The sequence below is a fragment of the Emticicia sp. 21SJ11W-3 genome, from assembly GCF_024138715.1.
Classification (GTDB): Bacteria; Bacteroidota; Bacteroidia; order Cytophagales; family Spirosomataceae; genus Emticicia; species Emticicia fluvialis.
In genome coordinates this window covers 657,745-678,251 of sequence record NZ_CP092074.1, presented here as the reverse complement: position 1 = coordinate 678,251, position 20,507 = coordinate 657,745, and the positions used below count along the sequence as shown (strand labels likewise).

The following is a 20,507-nucleotide window of genomic DNA, read 5'->3' as shown; positions in this document are numbered from 1 at the left end:
AGGTTTTCAGGCTGCAAAAGTACGCCTGTAACATTCTGTGAATATTATGTCTGAATTAAGCTATTGTTAAGTCGGTTAGGGAAGCAAAAAAAGTCAGCAATACAATTAGGAGAAAATTATGAAATAAATGACAATTATCAAGAAGATTTTTTTTGCGGCACCAATTATTACAATGGCCAGAGCAACGTAAAGTAAAATACAGCCTGCGGGCATAAACCCTTAAACCTGAAAGTATGCCCCATTAAGACCGCGTCATAGACGCTTTTGTAAAGCCCCGGCTCTTAACTTTAGCCTTACAATTACTTCACCAAATCATAACATACCAACCTTTCTTAATTTATCTGCATACTTGTAGTTTTGAGTTCTAATCAATGCACAAAAATGCTTACTGCACTTCAAATAAAAACTTTTGCAGGGTCTGAGATTCAAAGCATATTTAATGAAATTAAACATTTTCTGTATCCGTCCTACCGATACCTGCAGGGCAATTGTCATTGCAATGCCCATTTGGGTTCTCTTTTGTTAGCAAAGCATGCTGTTCCTCACAAGAAAATATGGGTTTTTGCACCATGCCGATACTCCGAACACTCGCGTGAGGTTTTCCGGATTCAGGACCCTAACGGCATGGCTCCGCTTGGCCATATACGTTGGGGTTACCACGTGGCCCCAATGATTGAGTGGCAGGATCAGGAGCTGATTTTTGACTTTAATTTTTCAGAAACAAAACCGCTGAGCCGCGAAGAATGGCTGGGGCATATGAACACCCCTAACTATAAATGTGTGATTACGGAAGCCGACCAGTTTTTGTTTTATTCAAGCCCTTCGGCATTAAAGCCTGACAAGAGCCTGTTTAATGGCAACTTCTACCCCATAGAAGGCCTATGCCAGCAAAACAGGTGGTTTGAAAAAGGCCTTGCCGCTAACGAAACCGCCCTGCTGATGTATCAGGAGGTAATTCAGGTGGCTCTTCAAAAAAAGGCCAATGCCAAACTGATAAACGAGTACAAGTTTCTGATTGGCAGCATTAATAATTTTGAGTGTGTGTTCAGAGACAAAAGCACCAACAAAAGAATGACGCCGGAGTTTCAGGAAAAACACCATGATTTAATTCATTATTACAGAGGCGTGTTTGAAGACAATGTAGAAAAATGGTCTGAATCAATTAAACAGATTATCAGGGCTTAATAGTCTTCAGTTCTTTCCCGGCTATGTCTTCCCATTTGTAAAGGTGAAAAGTTCTGTCATCGCTCATGGCTATAAAAAAACCCTTTTGAAAGGTTTTGTTCAGCGGCAGGGCAATGGTTTCAGAACCGTCACTCTGGTGGGCCTGCACTTTTACAACTTTTAGCAACCGGTGCTCGTATGGATTTTCTCTGGTGCCTTCCCGACTGAAAATATGGAACTTATCTGCACCCTGATCCGAAACCAGAATATACCCGGTAGTTTTAGAGAGTCTATACAGCGATATTCCCTCGTGGTCTTCCGTAAATCCGGTGGTGGCAAACAGGCTTAACTGGTTGTTACCCTTTTCAGGGTCAGCAAAGTACTGCCTAACCCCCACTCCCTCGTCTGAATAATACACATAGCCCAGTTCATCATCAACCATAATTGATTCTATTTCTTTTTTGCCGCTATATAAACCAAACTTTCTTACAAGGGTGGCTTTCACCTGGCCGTTGCCATCATCATTTAACAAATATTGCCCTAAATAGCCTCCGGCTGTTGGCCCGGTTTTCCGGCCTACAATGGCATATATCTGGCCTTTTTTATTTTTATATAAAGCTATTCCCATCAGGTCTCTGAAACCCGCCTCATTTTCATTCTCAAAAACAGCTATGCCCCCGTTATCAACGGGTTTCAAATCAGGCAATGAAAAAATCCTGAGTTTATGCGTGTAGCGTTCGGTAGTTACCGCAATGTCGGTGGCCACGCCATTTAAAACAAGCCCATATTCAATATCCACATTATTAGGTCTTTTCAGCCCGCGCACCACTTTGTCTTCCTGAACTTTGCCTTGTAAATCAAAAACATAAAGGGCGCCATCCTGGTCTTTGTCTGTTCCTAAAATCAGGCTTTTGCCGGGGTCTTTCGGGTTAATCCAAACCGCAGGATCATCTGAGTCTCTTCTCACACTATCGGTTACATAAACTGGTGCAATAACCGATTCAGCAGCCGAAACATTTTGAATGGAAGCGGGCTGCTGCCTGTTTACACAAGAAAATACGAGCAGACATAAAAAGGGCACTAAACGGATATTCATAATGGGAACAGATTAAACCCCAAGCCAAATCTGTACCTGGCTTGGGGCCATATCAAAAATATTATTTTACATTGAACGCTCCTGAATAGGTTGAAGGCTCCGGCGACTTGTACAACTGGCCATTCAGCGTTAAACCATTAGCAAAATTTCTTTTGAAATTAGTAATACCTTTACCCAATACAGGTGAACCCGTTTGGAGTCTGAAATCCCAGTTGGAATCGAAATTACTATCTTTTGCGGTACTTACAGGAAAATTAACAAATTTCGGGTCATTGTCTCCGGCCGTTTTACTGATTACATCACTGGTACCGGCAATGATTTCTGAACTTGGCTGAAACTGGTTTACGCCATCCTGATAGAAACCGTAATAATAGGTATTTGTAAATACTGAACGATTATCCTCAGGCTTTTTAGTATCTCTTTTAATTCCGAACCGGCAATTAACCAGCAGGTTGTTATGTAACTCTACATTGGCGCTTGCCTCTACCCATATTGATCCGCCTTTTACTGAAGGTCTTCTCCAGCCATTGTTTACAAACGTATTATTGTAGCCCACAATAAACAACTGCGGCGTTCTTTCGCCAACGTTTGACAACTTTAAACCGTTAGTATTGGCGTTATAAACCAAATTGTAAGCAACATCTGCATTTACGCCCGATTTAAGGTTGATAGCATCTCCTCCACTTTCGCCGGTAGTATGAAAAATGTTATTAGCAAATATAACGCTCCCGCCCTCAATATAGGTGGCATCTTCGCCAAAATGGCGGATAGTTGAGTTTTGAACCACCAGTTTACCACTTACATTAGAAAACCAAAGGGCCGGAACGCGCTCGCCGCTGGCTGCTTTATATAAACCCTGTTTTACAGAAGTGGAGGCTTCGGTAGTGGTGGCGCCACCATATTCTAAAATGGTGTTATCCAGTAATAATTCTGCACAGGTTTTAGAGGCCAGAATACCACCCCACAAACGCCCGAAATTATACTTGCCGGTTCTGGCGGCTTCTATAACTGTAAACTTTACAGGTTTTTCTTTTGTACCAACCGAGTATAGATTACCATGCACAATAAACTCCGGCTTAGCTACTGTATCCATTACTACAGTAACTCCTTCCTGAATAATCAGGCTTTTACCGGCAGGCACCATGATGTCGCCTTTTACGGTAACTATCGAATTTTTAGTCCATGTACCAGACACTTCTCCTGTTACGCTCAGCTCATCCGGTTTGGTGCCTGTCTGAGGGTCGTTGGTAACTTCATCTTTGTCGCAGCTGGTAATAAATGCTGAAGCAAGCATTAATAAAAAAAGAACTCTTTTCATTTTCGTTGGAATTTGCATTGAAAGATAATTACATTTTAAATCTTAAGCCTATCAGGTAGTTTCGCTGGTAATAATCTTCCCGTATCAGGGTTTTATTCTTGCTGTTTATATCCTGATAAATATTGGCGTTCTGCGGATTGGTATTCTTTATAAACACACGCATGGGGGTATCAAGCAGGTTATTTGCCTTTACATAAATAACCCAACCTGAGCCGATTGCTTTTTCGACCGAGGCATCCATCTGCACAAATGCACCCTGCCATAAGTCGTTGTTCAGAAACTGAGATACCGTATTGATGCGGTCGCCGGTGTAAGAGGCCGCCAGTTGGGCATCCCAACCTGCTTTAGTGTCTTTGAAGAGTAATGAAATATTACCCACATTGGCAGCCTGCCCGTATAAAGGGCGTGTTTGCGCTATATTTTTCGAGCGTAAGTTGCCATTCTGGTCTCTTTCTCTGATAATCTTCTGGGTAGTTATTGAAGAATGGGTGTAGGTATAATTGGCCTTTATGCCAAATTTCCTGAAGTATTTGATGAGGTCAAGTTCAAATCCATAGTTGGTGGCATTACCATAATTACCCGGCGAATAGAACACGTCTTGCCCACGGGTAGCGTCTACACTGAGCGCATATTCAATGGGGTCTTTAATATACTTGTAAAACAAACCCAGCATAGCCTGGTCTGCCTGCGTCGGAAAAACCTCATAGCGCAGGTCAAAATTATCAGCAACGGCTCTTTTTAAATCCGGGTTCCCTCTTTCCTGAAACTCTTCATTGACTACCTTACCCGGCACAAGTTCAAAAAACCCGGGGCGATTGATTGACCTGAAGTAAGAGCCCCTGACAAACTGTTTGCTTTTTAACTCATATTTCAGATTCAGACTCGGCAGTACATCTGTATAAATCTGTTCTCCCTTGGGTCGAAGCTCCCCTAACGGAAACCGCATATCATAGCCCTGATTGGTATGTTCTACCCGTAGCCCGCCAATCAGCTGCAAACGGGTAAGCTGCCATTTGGCCATTACATATTCTGCCACAATTTGCTCTGATGCCCTGTACGAAAGTGCATTAGCTACCGAACCACGAGGATTCTCCAAATTCCATGCGATGTCTGCATATTCCTGATAATCTTTTCCATAAAGTGCAAAAGGATTTGAAGGCTTAAACACATAGTTATTGTAGAAATTATTGCGGCTTTTATTTCTGTATAAACCTCCGGCTGAAATATCCGCATTGCTCATTTTATAAACCAGATTCAAGTATCCGGCCAAATCATAATCTGCGTTATGCTCCCATCTTCTGGTATATTGCTGAGGATACGTACGTGTCTCGGCAAAGTTCTCGCGTTTGCCTAAAAGCTCAATGCTGGTGTTATCAGGCACCTTATTGGTAGCTAAGGAATATACCGCCGACCAGTTGAGGTTCAGTTTTCTGAGCAGCTCATGGCTACCCTGCAAAGTGCTGTTAAAAATCTGCTGTACTGTCAGGCGAGACCGCGTGCTGTAAGAAAGCCCTGCATTGCCTTGGTCAGGGTCGTATCCGCCTGATGAATATTCGGTGTTTTTGGTATCTCTGACCTGCTGATTAGACAAATACAGATAAGCATTATACCATTGAAATTTATGTCGGGTGTTGGGTTTATAATCCAGCTTTGCATGTAGCCCGTACCGCCCCTGCTGTTCAGCGTATTTTCGTTCAGCAAGGCTTGTGAGGCGGGAAGACAGCTCGGTGTCATAAACGGTTGATGAGTAAAAAAGGCTGTTACTGCCTCTGTAGGTATTCTGGAAACTACCTGCAACCACTGCACCCAGTTTGTTATTCAGAAAACGGTTACCAAAAGAAAAACCCCCGACAATATTGGGCAAAGGTTTTGCAGACCGATATTGAATAGTGGTTTTAGGAAAATTAGCTACTGTGGCAGAATAGTCTTTCCCGAATTGTTCGTAAGGAGACTTAAAATTGATATCCTTTAATGAATAACTCATAAAGTCTCTGTTCAAAAAAAGCTCGTTATAACCCGTTGCCAGATTTAACTTTATTTCGCGGTTGTTAGGTGCGTCTTTCATAACCATGTTCACCACACCTCCCACCGCATCACCTTCCAGGTCAGGTGTCAGGGTTTTGGTTACTTCAAGCCGCCCCAGTAATTCTGACGGAAAAATATCCAGTGGCACATACCGGTACTTATTATCAGGGCTCGGAATCTTAACTCCATTTACAAGTGTATAATTATAACGCTTATCCATTCCTCGCAGAATCGCATACTGGCCATCACCGTTGCTGTTTCTCTCAATAGAAACACCCGACACCCGCTGAATCAGATTGGCCACTGTCAGGTCAGGCGATATTTCAATGGCTTTCCCTGACACAATGTTCATTAGCTGACTGGCGTTTCTCTCCAACTGCCGGGCCATTAACTCAGTTGATTTATCAGCAGTGCCTACCACCACCACCTCATTGAGCGTACGCTGGCTGTCGTCTTCCAAGGTAATGTTAACAACCATATCTGCCTGCAAAAGCTTAACTTTTAATGTTACCGGCTGATACGACACATAGGTAACCTGTAGCTGATATTCGCCGGCCGGCACATTTTTAAGCATATAAGACCCATCCAGGCCCGAAATGGCATAAAAAGGCTGGTTCTGTAACCTTACGGAAGCGCCAATTAATGGTTCGCCGGTGGCTTTGTCTGTAATTACACCCTTAAGTGTGAAAGCAGATACCTTAAATGCAGTTAAAAGAAAAACAAGGATAAAAATTCTGGCCATCAGGCAGCATTATTAATTACTATGGTAATAAAAATGCAAAAGTCGATAGCAAGAAAAAACTAATGGCTAAGAGATTGTGAAGATATTATTAATAAAATCGGCAAAAATTAAATTACTGTAAACTCTCACTGCCCGCGGTAGAAATGACGGGCCATTACCACAAAAAACCCCGGTAAATGAAGGGTATCCATTTACCGGGGCTGCGTTTCAATCAAAAAAAACCTTATTGCTGTTGCTTCTTCTGTTGCTGTTTATCTACTATAACACCAGTAATGGCTCCGGCACCCGCGCCTACACCGGCGCCTATCAGCGCCCCTTTGCCTTTTTTATCTTTTGCAATAGCCACACCCGTTAATGCACCTACACCGGCGCCAATCAAAGCACCTTTGGCCGCATTACTCATTCTCTTTTTGTTAGAGGTCTGAGAAACCGGAACGTAATCGGCAGACGACCCGCTGCTGCCATTAGAAGCATATTTATACGATGACCCGCTTTTTGCTCTGGTTGCCTTTTGGGCTTCCAGTTTACGCTCCTCTTCTTCTTTCACCACATTCATCGAGTCTATGGTAGCTTGTTTTACGCGCTCAAGTTCTACCACCTGGTTCACCGAATCAATGGCTGCCTGTCTTGCGGCTTGTATTTCTTTTTCTGTGTTTGCCTTATTATTACAACTCATTGTAAACCATACAAGTGAGATGCCCAACAATACATTTTTCATAAGCTTTTAATTTAGTAGTATTTTTTTGACAATGGTTATTCAGAAAGGCTTAATATTTAATGTTCTGCCGCCTGACTATTTGCAGACTACCAATAAAAAATGTAAGCCGGGCATAAGCCGTCCTACTTGGCCTGAGCATCAAAACAAGCCATAAAACACTGAATACAAGACACTTAAACACAAACAAAAAAATGAATATTGCACAGTAAACTGCACCAGATATGCCAGACTAATGTGTAATTTCGGGGAAGTTTTTCCACAAAAAAGCATATCAATAAGTATAAGCTGATGAAAACCCTTTTACAAAAAGTACAACTTCGAAGACGTATCAGCTTGTTAAGCAGATAAAACCAGGTATCAGGAGGCTGGTTTTGTGCCTCTGTGGCTTAACAAAAACATAATATGTTTAATCGAAACAAGTCATTTATTTTTGTCAAAAACATTACCTTATGTATCCAATCAGATTAGTCGTTTTTGATATGGCCGGTACTACCGTTCAGGACAAAAAAGAAGTAGAAACCTGCTTTGCCAGAGCCTGTGAGTACGTTGGTCTAAACGTTACCGCTGAAAGAATCCTGGCCTTGCAGGGTTATTCAAAGATTGAGGTTTTCAAAATGTTATGGGAAGAAAAAACAGGCAAAGACCACCCCGAATATCAAGAAAACGTTATCTATTCTTATGACTATTTCAGGCTGATTCTGGAAGAACACTATCGTACACATGAGGTGCTTCCGACAGAGGGATGTCTGGAACTATTTGATTTCCTACGTAAGAATAATATTAAAATAGCGCTTACCACCGGCTTTTACCGGGTTGTAACCAATATCATACTGGGTAAACTGGGCTGGCTGGACGGACTGGAGTTTAACTATGTGAATACGTCTGGCAGGTCTGTTATTGATGTATCTATCGCCAGCGATGAGGTGCCTAAAGGCCGGCCAGAGCCATACATGATACAAAAAGCCATGAAGTTAATGGGCGTAACAGACTCCTACGAAGTAATTAACATTGGCGATACCCCTTCTGACCTCAAGTCAGGCGTTAGAGCCGGATGCCGCCTGTCTTTAGGTGTGGTTAATGGTACCCACACGCGCCAGCAGCTGAGTATTATACGCAATGATGGTCTTCTGGACTCTCTGAAAGACCTGAAAGACACAATCATCAACCTGGGCGTTCTTAACGAAGCATAAATGAAAAATTTTGACTTAATAGTAGTAGGTAGCGGTATTATGGGGGCTTTTCATGCTTACCATGCAGCTAAAAAAGGCAAAAAAGTACTGATTATTGAAAAAGATAATTTTCCGGTTAGCGCTACGGTTCGTAATTTCGGACAAGCCGTACCATCAGGTTCGGCCGGAAAATGGTTCAATTATGGCCGCAGAAGCCTTGAAATCTACAAAGACATACAACAACAGTTTGATATATCTGTCAGAAAAAACGGCACCATTTACATTGCCTCTGACGACACTGAATGGCAGCTGGCCAATGAACTATTTGATATTCATCAGCGCCAGGGTTATGAATGCTCTTTGCTGTCGAAAAGACAATGCCTTGATTTATACCCGGAACTGAAACAGGACTACGTGCGAGGGGCCATCTATTACCCTAACGAAGTAAGTGTTGAGCCGAACCTGCTTATTTACAGAATTATACAATACCTGCAAGAACAACTGGGCGTTACGTACCTTAACAACACCGGTGTTATCAACTGTACCGATGTTTCAGGCAAGGTGGTGGTTACTGCCGCAGGCTCACAGCTTTACTCGGCAGACAAAGCCATTATTTGCAGCGGTTATGTATTCAACCTGCTTTTTCCTGAAATATACGCACAAAGCGGCATGGTTGTGAGCAAACTGCAAATGCTGCAGACCGTGCCTTTGACCAACGTAAGCATTAAGGGCAACATACTTACCGGGCTCTCTATCCGCCGTTATGAGTCGTTTGAGCAATGCCCTTCATTCAAAAACATCACTACTCCTGAACATTACTCAGAACTAAAAAAGTGGGGTATCCATATTCTGTTCAAGCAGGCCATTGACGGTTCTGTTATCATTGGCGACTCACACGAATACGCCCCTGTTGGCCGTACCGATGAACTAGGTTTTGATACCCAAAACCATATCAACGAACTGATGCTAAAAGAAGCCGAGCGTATAATGAGTTTCCCGGTACGTAAAATTGCACGTGCCTGGGCTGGATTTTACGCCCAGCACCCTAACGATATTTTTGAGTTTGACGTAAGCCCCAATATTCATATCCGCACCGGCATTGGCGGTAAAGGTATGACAACCAGTGCCGGCTACGCCGAAAACATGATTGCGTCGCTTCTATAATCCGGCGTGGCATGCCCGTTCATGCCACGTTCTAAGCTCTTACCGCCCTTTTTCAGTAGTGTTTCTTTCTTCTTGCTTATAAAGCCCACCTGCCTGCTCTGTACTATAATTTTATTATCAGATTTGTACAGGTCTTTTCAATAGCCTCTGTAATTTTGCAGCACAAAAGTTTTCCATTCATTAATAATCCATTTAGAATATGTCAGCTTGGTATCAAGGAAAGATTCGCTATCAGATTGTAGACGAAAAAGACAAAACAGTGAAAGTGACCGAAGTATATTTAGTAGATGCCGTGTCTTATACCGATGCCGAAGCCAGAATCTACTCAGCCGTGGCTGCTAACGTGCCAGAGTTTCACTTGTCAGGCCTGGCCCGCCGGAAATTCCATGAGGTTTTTTTTGTAGAAGACGGCGCCGAAACCTGGTATAAAGTAAAGGTAAACTTCATGAGTTTCGACGAAAAAACACAAAAAGAAAAACGCACGCCGTTTAATATGCTGATTAACGCCCAGAACCCGTCTGAAGCCTATAACCTGATTGCTGAAAGACTGGGAACAGTAGAAGATTACCAGATTACCGACATCAACCTTACCAATATTCTGGAAGTACTACCCTATGACGAAGTAGACGAAAAACTGAAAAACGGTAATTTCAAGCCTCTATCTGAGCTATCGGCCAACTAATAAGCCCTCATAAAAAAGGTATTTTTTGCAAGCAGAAAATACCTTTTTTTATGCCTGCCAGCTACACCATTTCAGATTCGGGAGACAGTTTCCACCACACACGGCCGTTTAAATGTTTGTTTGTAAAGTAAATGAGCTGTATAATCAGCAAAACAAACGACACTACCGAAATAATATAACTGAACGTTATAAGCACGTTGACAAACGAAATCTGACGCAGAAAAAACTCACGGTAAAGCAAAAGACAAACGCTGCCCAGATACCCGATGGCGTCGCAGATATACACCAGAAAGCCAACATTTCCTTTTGCTTTAAAAAGGGCTATCAGCCGCTCAAAAACAACGGTCTGTATTAAAAGATAAGGTAAAAACAAACCAATGCCCAGGCTCAGCATCCACAATTTTGCTGAAATCAACTGTTGCTGAAACGCCCATGTGCTACCCCCACAGGCCATTACAGCCAGCAGCATCATCAGCGTAAAGGTCAGGTACGAATAAAAATTATTTCGTATAAACGCTATCAACGCTATCAGACCCACCACAACCAGGCCAATAGTGGTTTCAATCTCTGAAAATATTACCTTACTAAACCCAGGCTCAATCTCGCGCCATATTTCTACTGCAAAATTATCTCTGAAATCTCTCATGGTTGCCATCAGCAAGTACATACCAACAAAGCAGAACAGCCCGATACCAAACTCCCTCACAATTTTGTTTTTATCGTCTGCTGTCATGGCCACGCGCTTGTTACGCAGTTTCAGGTCTTCTGCATTAGGCGGGGGTATCTGAGCCAGCATCCAGACAAAAAACAGAAAAAACGGCAGAAAGATAAGCCCGATTATAAAAGGCAGATGAAACTCCTGAAAATGAAAAGTTTCCTGCAGGTACAGGTAAATGGTCTTTAACACGCCAGAGGTCATTACCAGATTCAGGCTTAACCCTAAGGCAAGAAATTCCGTTAGTTTACGACCCTCCAGATAGCTGAAAATCACACCCCATACCATGCCCAGAGGTAACCCATTCATGAATAGAAATATAAAATTGTAAGGAAAAGGCACAAACCCAAAAGCCAGCAGTGCAAGCTCGGCAAAGGCTATCAGGCCAATAATAAGCCATATACGGCTTTTTGATTTTAGCTCGGCTATTACTTTAATACCTATTATTTTAGACAGCATATAGCCAAAAACCTGAGCAATAATCAGGATACTCTTATAGCCTAAGCCCCATAACTGATAGTTTTCATAAAGCCCGGTTGTAAATGGCTTCCGGAATGCATACATACAGAAATACGTACCAAAAGCAGCAATAATGCACCAGATTATTAATAATACCTCAGATTTTTCCAGGATTTTCTTCACAGGTTTCATTACTTAATTGAACCTGTAAGTTCGATATCCAATATAAACTCATCGTTACGCAAATATTAAATAAACTCTATGTAGAATTAATTCCACATAGGCTATACGTACTAATCCACATAAACAACCATATTTGTGTGCGTTATACTACCTTATTAAACTGGACAATTTTTTTGAAGTAACCGGTAGACATATCAGTCAGAAACTTAATCAAACAAAACCATGGACCTGAATTCTATAAAATTACCTGTTTACCTGAAACTTGCGCAAATTGTGATGGGGCTTGTGGCTTTTTTTTATATTCTTTACGTTGGCCAGAACATCATTATACCATTTATTCTGGCCGTGGTTATTGCCATACTGCTTAACCCTGCCGTTAATTATTTATGCAGTAAAAAATTGAACCGGATTCTGGCAATCAGCCTGGCTATTTTTGCGGGATTTATTCTCTTAGCCGCAGTACTGTTTTTTATTGGCTCGCAACTGGTTATGTTCAGCGAAACTTTCCCGCAGTTCAAGCAAAAATTTGATGCGCTGTCGGTAGAAGCTGTTAACTGGGTAACCCAAACCTTTGGCCTCAGTAAATCCAGATTGCAGGAAATGCTAACCAATATAAAAACCGAAGGCATGAAGAATGGCACCGTGGTAGTTACCAAAACCCTAGGGGCCATGAGCAATATTTTTGCGTTGTTTGTGCTGCTACCGGTTTATATATTTCTGATACTATTCTATAAATCGCTGCTGCTTGAGTTTATATCGATGCTGTTTCATAATGCTAAAAAACATATCGTAGAAGAAGTTCTGGTTGAAACAAAAGCCCTTATTCAAAGCTACCTGATGGGCTTGCTGATTGAAGCCGTTATTGTATCGGCGCTTTTCTCGGTTGGTCTTTTGTTGCTGGGCATTGAATATGCTATTCTGATAGGTATTATTGCTGCCATACTTAACCTGATACCTTATATCGGTAACCTGATAGCGATGGTTTTCCCGATTACTGTGGCGCTTACCAACAAAGAGCCTACTTATGTTCTATGGGTAATTATCCTTTTTTCAACCGTGCAGTTTATTGACAATAACCTGATAGTACCTAAAATAGTAGCAAGCAAGGTAAAGGTAAACGCGCTTATTTCTATAATAGTGGTGCTCATTGGCGGAGCCCTATGGGGTATTGCAGGCATGTTTCTTTCTATACCGCTTACGGCGATACTAAAAGTAATTTTTGACAGAATAGATGACCTGAAGCCTTTTGGTTTTCTGATTGGCGACGACCAGCCACCCGTTAGCAAAATTGCCTTTAATCTTAAAAGTGGCAGCAAAAGGTCTAAAGCTAAATAAGATTAATTGCAATTACGATGCAAAATTTTGCTGCCAATTACAGGATAAAGATATTATCTTAAGCTGGTTATTAATTTAAGCTAATATCTTTACATTTGTTATTAAAACTTAAAAGCTGTACTACTCAAATATGATAAGGATCTTTACCTTAACTTTAGCTGCCTCAATTTTAACAATTAAACTGTTTTCACAGGACATTTACAGACCTGCAAAAATTGTTAATTTAAAAGGTGATACTTCTCAAGTAATACTTTCAAATTTCTCCACCACATCAAAAATCAGTTATAAATTAACTTCAAATGACAAGGCTGTAGAGGTATCGCCAAATTCAATAAAAGGCTACATTACTAATGGCAATATTTACTTATCAAAAGAAGTGTATTCCTCTTCTTACAGAGTCGACAACTCTTTTAGTGAATTCCCATTCATAAAATCAGGATCGTTGATTTTAAAAAACAACCAGGTTCAACCGCATAGAGAACATTTGTACTTAAAATTACTTGTAAAAGGTGAAGTTAGTTTATATCAACTAACCACCCAAAATGATATAAATCAATTCTATATAGAAAAGGATGAAAAAATGCATGAGTTACCTCCTGTTTATTATGATTTCAAACCGGATAGTATCCGTAATAATGGATTCTTTATCATAAAAGGTCAGTATTATCAAACTAACAGGTTTAGAGGTGGATATATTGAGCAAAAACCTTTTACTGATACCTTAGATAGCATTTTGTTTGAAAACAAATTTGCACTGGAAAACGGCATTAAACAGTCTTTAAAGACCCTTAATTACACAGCTAAAGATTTAATTGCCTTCATTGTAAACTATAATACATTATACACCGAAACAAAACCTGAAATTATTTTTCAAAAGAAAAAATTAGGTAAGATTTATTTCGGTTTTACGGCTGGAGGCACAATTCCTATCAAAGACCGTTTTACAAGTGCTGAAACAAAATTCACAAATGCATGGAACTATAACATTTATGTTCTCATCCCAAATTACGGTAAAAACCAAAACATTTTTTACAAATTGGGTTTCCATTATTATAGTTATTCTTTGCTAAACACCGATAAAAATACTACTCAGAAAATCGAACGGGAAATTGCCTCAATTGCTTTAGGGGTTCGTTATGCATCATTAAAAGGAGAATTTCGCCCATATGCCGGATTCTCGGCAACTTTCACTCAGCAAAAGGCTGACGGAGTTAAGCTTCTTCCCAAATTTCCACTTGTTTTTGAACTAGGTGGAATAATTCCGCTTAAAAGAACCAATATTGTTTTTCAAACAAATTTTTCCCCATTACTTAATCATAAACAAAACTGGTTTAAACAATTGAGTTACGGTGTCGGTCTGATGTTCTGAATTGTTGCAAAAGCGAGACTAACTCAAAAAGAAAAAGTCAGAAGCAACGCCTCTGACTTTTCTGATTTAACACCAATATGAATCTGCTGATTCAATTCTCAACCAAAGGGCTGATAATCTTCTAGTTATAAAACTAATGTCTTTTTATTGTATAGATTCAGAAGTGGGTGCCACCCATTCATTCAGTTTTTTATCATAAACCAAATGGGCATCCGGCCATTCTACGTAATGCTTCATGGTCAGGTATTTATTCAGGTTTCCGGTCTTTATCAGTTCTTTGAACAAGAATCTGCCTCTTTCCTTTACCAGTTTTTCGTCCAGATGAGGTGTATTAACTACCTCTTCAAAATTGGTTGGCATCAGGTTTTTCCCTAGTTTGTATCTTCCTATCACTCCACGCTTATACGGCAGATTACCTACTGGGCGTATCACAAAAAAATAATGGGTGCTATCCGGGCCGACATAATAGTTTTCAATGCTGAATTTTGGCAGAGCTGCAACATAGAAATTCCTGAACCGGGGTTGGAATCTTGTCTGATTGGTTGATTGAGGCGCCTTACTATAAATATAGGTTACGATATTTGTCAGTAAAGTATCTTGTTGTGCTGTGTCAAAATAATGATTGAACTTATACTTGTCTGCCTGGCACGAAACCGCAATCAGACAAATAAATATCCATAAACTCTTTTTCATATTGGTGTTGATGTAAACTTAAAAAACAAGGGGCGGGTACTCCCTACCCCTTGTTTCTTCAAAGAAATATTACTTGATATAAACTACCGCGCTAGGGTTAAACTCTGCCCAGGTGGCTGTCCAGTCTGTATCTTTAAATGCACCTACGTAATCGGTAGCAGTAAAGAAGGCAGGCAAGGTTACAGTTGAAGTACCTTTAGTAATAGCATCTGCTGCAGATGTAGTAATGGTAAACGTTGGGCGACCCGCACCAAATACAGTATTGCTGATACCAGTGGTGGTCCACGAAGCTAAGGCTTTATTACCCGCCAAAGAAGCAAACCACTCAGATGGCTTTTGTGTACCGATAGTTAAAGCAGCAGCAGGCGTAGAGGTGTTTACGTCACGTACTGCAAAACCTTGCGGTGGTGTAGCTGCACCTTGTCCGTATCCATTGGTACCCCAGCCTGTTACGCCGGCAAGAACCACATTGTTTAATACCAGCGAACCCGCAACTGCGTTAGCGGCAGTAGTAGAACCGTCAATATAAACACCATTAGGGTAACCCGTAACAAATGTGTTATAAACCTTGATTTTATTGTTACGACGTAAGTGCATACCATTCTGGAACAATGTGCTGATAAATGTCTCCTGGCTTTGTTTAGCTCCAATCAATGATACGTTAGCCAATGTTGGCGATGTGAAAGGCTCGGCTGAGGTTCCCTGACCATCGTTATCTACTTCAAATCCGTTTGAACCAGACTGGTCAGCACTTGTAGCGCCACGCAGACCCACTGCAAACTGAATGTTTCCTCTAAAACCGTTGTCCATATCAAAATCATCGTCAAGACCTCTGTAAGCTACCAGATATTTTGCATTTACAGTACCACCAAACCACTCGTAAGAGTCGTCGCCACCATAAGAAGCCTGTAAATACTCTAGTGATGTACCACTACCAACAGAACCAAAAGTAAATGAGTTGATTTCCTGATTCGGGTTGATAGGCACACCAGCATATTCAACACGAACATATTTCAAACTACCAGAGTTGTCAGCATCGTCGCTGCCACCATGCCATGCTTTGTAGCTACCTTCAAGCTGAGCAGTACCACCAGGCAGGTTGTTTTTTGCTTTACCGCAAATTACCAGGCCACCCCAGTCGCCGGCTTCACGCTCACCTACACCACGTTCAGATGTAAACACGATAGGCTCAGAAGCTGTACCGTTAGCAATAATTTTGCTACCACGTTGGATAATCAAAGTACCTTTGGTAGAACGCTCACCGATAATAACTGTACCAGCCTCAATGGTAAGGGTTCCGGTTGCAACACCAGCAGCAGCGGTTTCGGTGGTGTCGCCACCTACACGTACAAAGCCAGACAATTTGTAGATTTTATCTTTTGTCCAGCTGATGTTGCCGGTTAAAAGTCCTTTTACTGTAACCACTTGTTTAGGCGGAACAGCCGTTACTTTTACTGTAAATGTAACCGGCGCTGACGCCTGGTTTTTAGTGTCTGTTGCAATAACAGTAAAGTTTACCGTTGTACCAGAGGCAAGACTTTCAATAGTATATTCTTTCGTGTAATTGTCTGAAGTTGCTCCGTCTGTGTAAGTTTTTGTATCAAAAGCGGCTCCGTTTTTCAAAACTGTAAGGGTTTTCAAACCAGCCGGTGCACTGATAGAAGCCGTAACGTTTACTTTTGCTCCTGGAACACCAGATGCCTCAGCACCTGCCGATGCAGTTGGCGCCGGGAAAACTTCTTCATCTTCTTTACATGCGTTCAGTACAAACACAGCCGAAACTGCCATTGCACTTGCTGCAAACAATCGAGATAATCTGGAAAATTGCATGATTATTGGGGTTTTAAATGTAAATCCTAAAATGTTTACTTGATATATTGATATTCGATTTGCTAATTATTTGCCACTCAAAGTGTAGCTTACACCCAGAGAGAATAATCTGCCTGGTTTGTATTGCTGCATGATTTCATCATTTTTACGGTCAAACTTACCGTCCTGATTACCGTCTTGCAGAATTAAGGCTGCCTGATTGAAGATGTCGTTTATACCACCTTTGATAACAAATCTGCTTCCTACGCCTTTAGAGAAAGTAAGGTCAAGCACGTTTCGTGGCATTTCGTATAGGTCGGGGTATCCCAGAAAACCTACAGCAAAAATTCTTTTGCCTATTACGTTGTAGAGAATATTTACCTGGAAATCTCTTTCCTGATCATTGTAGTTTATACCTGTGTTTACGATGTAAGGAGACTGCCCCTGCAACGGACGATTGTTTGATTGCCCCACCGCACCTTCTCTTAGTTTTACTTTACTTACAATCAGAGTGGTATTAAAGAGCACACTTACCCTTTCAAGAAATCTTGAAGAAGTAATACTTGCCAGCCCTTTCTTTATTTCAAGCTCAACCCCTGTGCTTCTGGCACTCTGGGCATTTTTATAAATAAAGGTTTTGGCACCCAATGAGCCACTACCTGCTTCTACTTCAATTTCAATCGGGTTTCTGAAATCCTTGTGGAATACTGCAAAGCTAACTACCTCGGCAGGTGTAGGGTAGAATTCCCAACGGGCATCAAAATTATTCACTGTTGAAATCTTAAGGCCGGTGTAGCCTTCATATACTACGTTGAAATCAAAATCATAGAACGAGAAAGGCGCCAGCTCTCTGAACTCCGGACGGTTAATGGTTTGTCCGTAAGCAGCTCTTACAAGCATTTTCTCATTAAAGTTGTAAGAAAGGTTGGCCGATGGCAAAATACTTAAAACCGGGTTTTTAACCGATACCTTGGCTCCGCCAATAAAAGCACTCTCTAAGCTTTGCGTATTGTCTTCTGCCCTAACACCACCAATGATATTCAGCTTTTTGCTTAGCGGAATATTGGCATTTGCATAGTAGGCCAACAACTTGTTACCCGCAGTGTACGAGTCGTTCGGGTTAGTCTGCTCGTCAATTCTGATACCGTTAGTGCCGTTAATATTATTGAAAATAACGTTGATAGGCGCTGTGAATAACTCTCCGTTAAAGTTTGAGCCACGTACATAACCCAGGTTTCTACCATTAAAGCTACGGTCTTTCTTTTCATAGAACACACCGGCTTTCAGCTCCATTTCCGTTTCTTTTTCTTTAGAAAGGGTTACTTTCTGTGTCAGGTTCACAGCGCCGGTATAACCGTTTTCAAGCATTTTAGAGAACCATCTTCCCAGGAAGAACGCCTGCGCAGTACCTATTGGAATATACACAGACTTAGTGCCGCTGGAAGGGTCAACATCCGAACGGTAACGGCGGTAATCTGGCTGGTCACGATACGAATGATTATAACCAACTACCCAGTCGATACTGGTTTTGCCATTGGCAAGTGTGTGTTTTCCGGTAAGCTGGCCGGTATAAATACCCCGGTAAACCTGATTGAACGAGTGGTTATCAGGATTATAGTTGGCCTCAATGGCACGGCCTGTACGGCGTGTATAATTGGAATTGCTTAACTGATTAAACAGGTTCTTGAACTCAATAGAATGATTGTCGCTAAGACGAAACGCCCAGTTGTGCATCACACCTACACGGATATTACGGCTATATTGCTGGTCGTTAAAGTTATAGATCGGCGATTGCGTATTGCTGATGTTGGCATTGAAATCGTTACGGTCAATCAAAAAATTGGTACGGGTGTCAGAGTAATTTACTGCCGTAACGTTACCCGCTTTTACTCTTCCGATTGAAAATTTGTAGTTACCTGTAATACCAATTCTTTGGTCCGGCGTTGTCGTAGAGTTTTTGGCAATCCATTCATTTCTCAAAGAACGCCCTGCGGACTCAAGCGCAGCAGGGTTATTGAGTACCTGACTAATGTTGGCCGGAAAATACTTAGGCAGGTCGTAATATCCGTTATTGAACCCTGTCCAGTAATTTTTACCCTGGTTAGGCTGATAAAAGTCTCCGAATGTTGTATTACTACGGTAAGAAGTGCTGTAATCAATTACCAATGAGTTTTTGTCAGGGATATTCTTGGTAAAGATTTTCACAAGACCCCCTGCAAATTCACCGGGTAGCTCAGCCGAAGGACTTTTATAAATCAACATCCTGTCAATCTGAGAGCTGGGAATAATATCAAATGAGAAAGACTTAACGTCTGTCTCCATACTGGGTGTAAAGGCATTATGAAGCATTACATTGTTGTAACGCTGGTTAAGACCTCTGATATTGATAAATCTGTCTCCAACAATAGTAATACCCGGTACGCGCTTCACTACCTGGGCTGCGTCACGGTCTAGGGTTTTGGCAATCTGCTGTGCCGAAATACCGTTTACCACCATCTGGGCAGCTTTTATTTCTGAAATAACCGACACCTCAGTATTAGTCAGGCGGCTGGCTGTAACTTTTACTTCCTGTAGTAAGGTTTTTTCTTCTTCAAGGCTGGTGTTTATTTCTGTTATGTTTCCGCTTACAACCGCTACATCAGCCAGAACCCTGTCCTGATACGAAACATAGCTGATAACCACTTTTACTTTTCCGGCCGGTACTTTCGCTATCGAAAAGAAACCGTTAATATCAGTAACTGAACCTAAAGCTGTACCTTCAATTTTAACAGTTGCGCCAATGAGGTCTTCGTTGGTTTTAGCATCTTTGATTGTTCCGCGAATGGTTCCCGTCTGGGCAAAGGCAATAATTGAAGCAAATAACAAAAAAAGAGTAGTAGAGATTTTCTTATTGTTCATATTGGTTTCCGTGTCTTATTTTCACGGTGCAAAACTAGCTTGTCAATATTAAGCAAATGTTAAGTCAATATTATGTGTTAATTATGTTTGGCAAAACCCATAATAATTGCCTTATTTTCAAGATTATAAAGCCCGGCGCCCCAAGGCAAAGAATTTATTATAACCTGAATAGCGATTGTGACGTTTATCACGTTTAAAACCCGAAGGATAGTTTATCTTTGCTGTCTGTTAAATCATATTCAAGAAATGAAAAGACAATTGTATACCTGGCTATTTGCCCTGATAACAACCACACTGGCCTGCTCTGAAAGCCACAGCCAGACCAATAATCTGCCGGCAGCGGCATTTTCGGAGAAAATCAAACAAACGCCCGGGGGTTTGGTGCTGGACGTAAGAACACCGGAAGAGTTTTCGAAAGGACACCTGAAAGATGCCCGCAATGTAAACTGGAAAGACAGCAACTTTGCCGCTGAGGTAGCAAAGATTGACAAAGCCAAGCCTGTTTTTGTGTATTGCCTTGTAGGTGGGCGCAGCGCAGCGGCGGCAGCCAAAATGCGAGAAATGGGCTTCAAAAATGTGTTTGAGCTGGAAGGTGGCATAATTAAATGGCGGGCAGCCAACCTGCCTGAAACCACTGAAGCCGGTAGCAAGCCTGTAAGCCTTACAAAGCAGCAGTTTAATCAAATGCTTAGTTCGGATAAACTGGTACTGGTTGATTTTTATGCCGACTGGTGCGAACCCTGTAAAAGAATGGAGCCGTATCTGAACGAGATTGCTTCAGAAATGAAGGATAAAGTGCAGGTATTACGAATCAATGCAGATGATAATGCCGAATTGTGCAAAGCGCTGAAAGTTGACGCCCTGCCCGTCTTGCAGCTTTATAAAAACAGTAAAATTCAGTGGGCCCACGAGGGTTTTATAGCCAAGACAGATGTAATTAAACAACTGAAATAACAAATAAGCCTGAG

At 41.5% G+C, this 20,507-nt stretch carries 15 protein-coding genes; 7 read left to right on the top strand and 8 right to left on the bottom strand.

Translation table 11 applies throughout. The annotated features are described in order from the left end of the window. The first annotated feature begins 381 nt into the window (after positions 1-381). Positions 382-1,185 carry a protein-glutamine glutaminase family protein gene (locus MB380_RS02765; RefSeq protein ID WP_253533071.1) on the top strand — a complete coding sequence of 268 codons (804 nt, stop codon included), beginning with the start codon at positions 382-384 and terminating at the stop codon, positions 1,183-1,185. Here MB380_RS02765 and MB380_RS02760 read toward each other — a convergent pair. The 4 genes from MB380_RS02760 to MB380_RS02745 all read right to left on the bottom strand — a co-directional run bounded on the left by MB380_RS02760 (position 1,175) and on the right by MB380_RS02745 (position 7,063). Then, entirely contained in the window at positions 1,175-2,260 is a 1,086-nt protein-coding gene (locus MB380_RS02760) for a phytase (protein ID WP_253533069.1), read from the bottom strand. The genes MB380_RS02765 and MB380_RS02760 overlap by 11 nt on opposite strands. Positions 2,261-2,321: 61 nt before the next feature. After that, the gene (locus MB380_RS02755; RefSeq protein ID WP_253533067.1) at positions 2,322-3,578 is read right to left on the bottom strand and encodes a right-handed parallel beta-helix repeat-containing protein; all 1,257 of its coding nucleotides are present in this window, start codon (positions 3,576-3,578) and stop codon (positions 2,322-2,324) included. 28 nt (positions 3,579-3,606) lie between these two features. Next, positions 3,607-6,345, bottom strand: a complete 2,739-nt coding sequence (locus MB380_RS02750) for a TonB-dependent receptor (RefSeq protein ID WP_253533065.1) — start codon at positions 6,343-6,345, stop codon at positions 3,607-3,609. Between the two features lie 223 nt (positions 6,346-6,568). Beyond that, on the bottom strand, positions 6,569-7,063 hold the full coding sequence (locus tag MB380_RS02745) for a YMGG-like glycine zipper-containing protein (protein WP_253533063.1): 495 nt from the start codon (positions 7,061-7,063) through the stop codon (positions 6,569-6,571). 449 nt (positions 7,064-7,512) lie between these two features. Here MB380_RS02745 and MB380_RS02740 point away from each other — a divergent pair, with 449 nt between their 5' ends. The 3 genes from MB380_RS02740 (at position 7,513) to MB380_RS02730 (ending at position 10,078) form a co-directional block, all read left to right on the top strand. Beyond that, positions 7,513-8,253 (top strand): HAD hydrolase-like protein, encoded by a 741-nt coding sequence (locus MB380_RS02740; RefSeq protein ID WP_253533061.1) that lies wholly within the window; start codon positions 7,513-7,515, stop codon positions 8,251-8,253. Next, a complete protein-coding gene (locus MB380_RS02735) occupies positions 8,254-9,396 on the top strand; it encodes a TIGR03364 family FAD-dependent oxidoreductase (protein WP_253533059.1) in 1,143 nt (380 codons plus the stop codon). A 199-nt stretch (positions 9,397-9,595) separates the two neighbouring features. Further along, entirely contained in the window at positions 9,596-10,078 is a 483-nt protein-coding gene (locus MB380_RS02730; protein WP_253533057.1) for a DUF4494 domain-containing protein, read from the top strand. A 61-nt stretch (positions 10,079-10,139) separates the two neighbouring features. Here the strand turns inward: MB380_RS02730 and MB380_RS02725 are convergent, their stop codons facing one another. Beyond that, positions 10,140-11,435, bottom strand: a complete 1,296-nt coding sequence (locus tag MB380_RS02725; protein WP_390890839.1) for a DUF5690 family protein — start codon at positions 11,433-11,435, stop codon at positions 10,140-10,142. Positions 11,436-11,657: 222 nt separating this feature from the next. On the opposite strand from MB380_RS02725, the gene MB380_RS02720 reads away from it, so the two are divergent. Together MB380_RS02720 and MB380_RS02715 are read left to right on the top strand one after the other, a co-directional pair. Beyond that, positions 11,658-12,770: an AI-2E family transporter gene (locus MB380_RS02720; RefSeq protein ID WP_253533053.1), complete on the top strand. Its 1,113-nt coding sequence runs from the start codon at positions 11,658-11,660 to the stop codon at positions 12,768-12,770. A 130-nt stretch (positions 12,771-12,900) separates the two neighbouring features. Then, positions 12,901-14,139 (top strand): hypothetical protein, encoded by a 1,239-nt coding sequence (locus tag MB380_RS02715; protein WP_253533051.1) that lies wholly within the window; start codon positions 12,901-12,903, stop codon positions 14,137-14,139. Between the two features lie 144 nt (positions 14,140-14,283). On the opposite strand, the gene MB380_RS02710 is transcribed toward MB380_RS02715, so the two are convergent. The 3 genes from MB380_RS02710 to MB380_RS02700 all read right to left on the bottom strand — a co-directional run bounded on the left by MB380_RS02710 (position 14,284) and on the right by MB380_RS02700 (position 19,539). Beyond that, positions 14,284-14,832: a hypothetical protein gene (locus MB380_RS02710; protein WP_253533049.1), complete on the bottom strand. Its 549-nt coding sequence runs from the start codon at positions 14,830-14,832 to the stop codon at positions 14,284-14,286. A 69-nt stretch (positions 14,833-14,901) separates the two neighbouring features. Then, positions 14,902-16,662, bottom strand: coding sequence for an Ig-like domain repeat protein (locus MB380_RS02705; protein WP_253533047.1), 1,761 nt, complete (start codon positions 16,660-16,662; stop codon positions 14,902-14,904). 66 nt (positions 16,663-16,728) lie between these two features. Next, on the bottom strand, positions 16,729-19,539 hold the full coding sequence (locus tag MB380_RS02700; RefSeq protein ID WP_253533045.1) for a TonB-dependent receptor: 2,811 nt from the start codon (positions 19,537-19,539) through the stop codon (positions 16,729-16,731). A gap of 246 nt (positions 19,540-19,785) precedes the next feature. Between MB380_RS02700 and MB380_RS02695 the strand changes: the two genes are divergently transcribed. Further along, positions 19,786-20,493: a thioredoxin domain-containing protein gene (locus MB380_RS02695; protein WP_253533043.1), complete on the top strand. Its 708-nt coding sequence runs from the start codon at positions 19,786-19,788 to the stop codon at positions 20,491-20,493. The last annotated feature ends 14 nt before the right edge of the window (positions 20,494-20,507 follow it).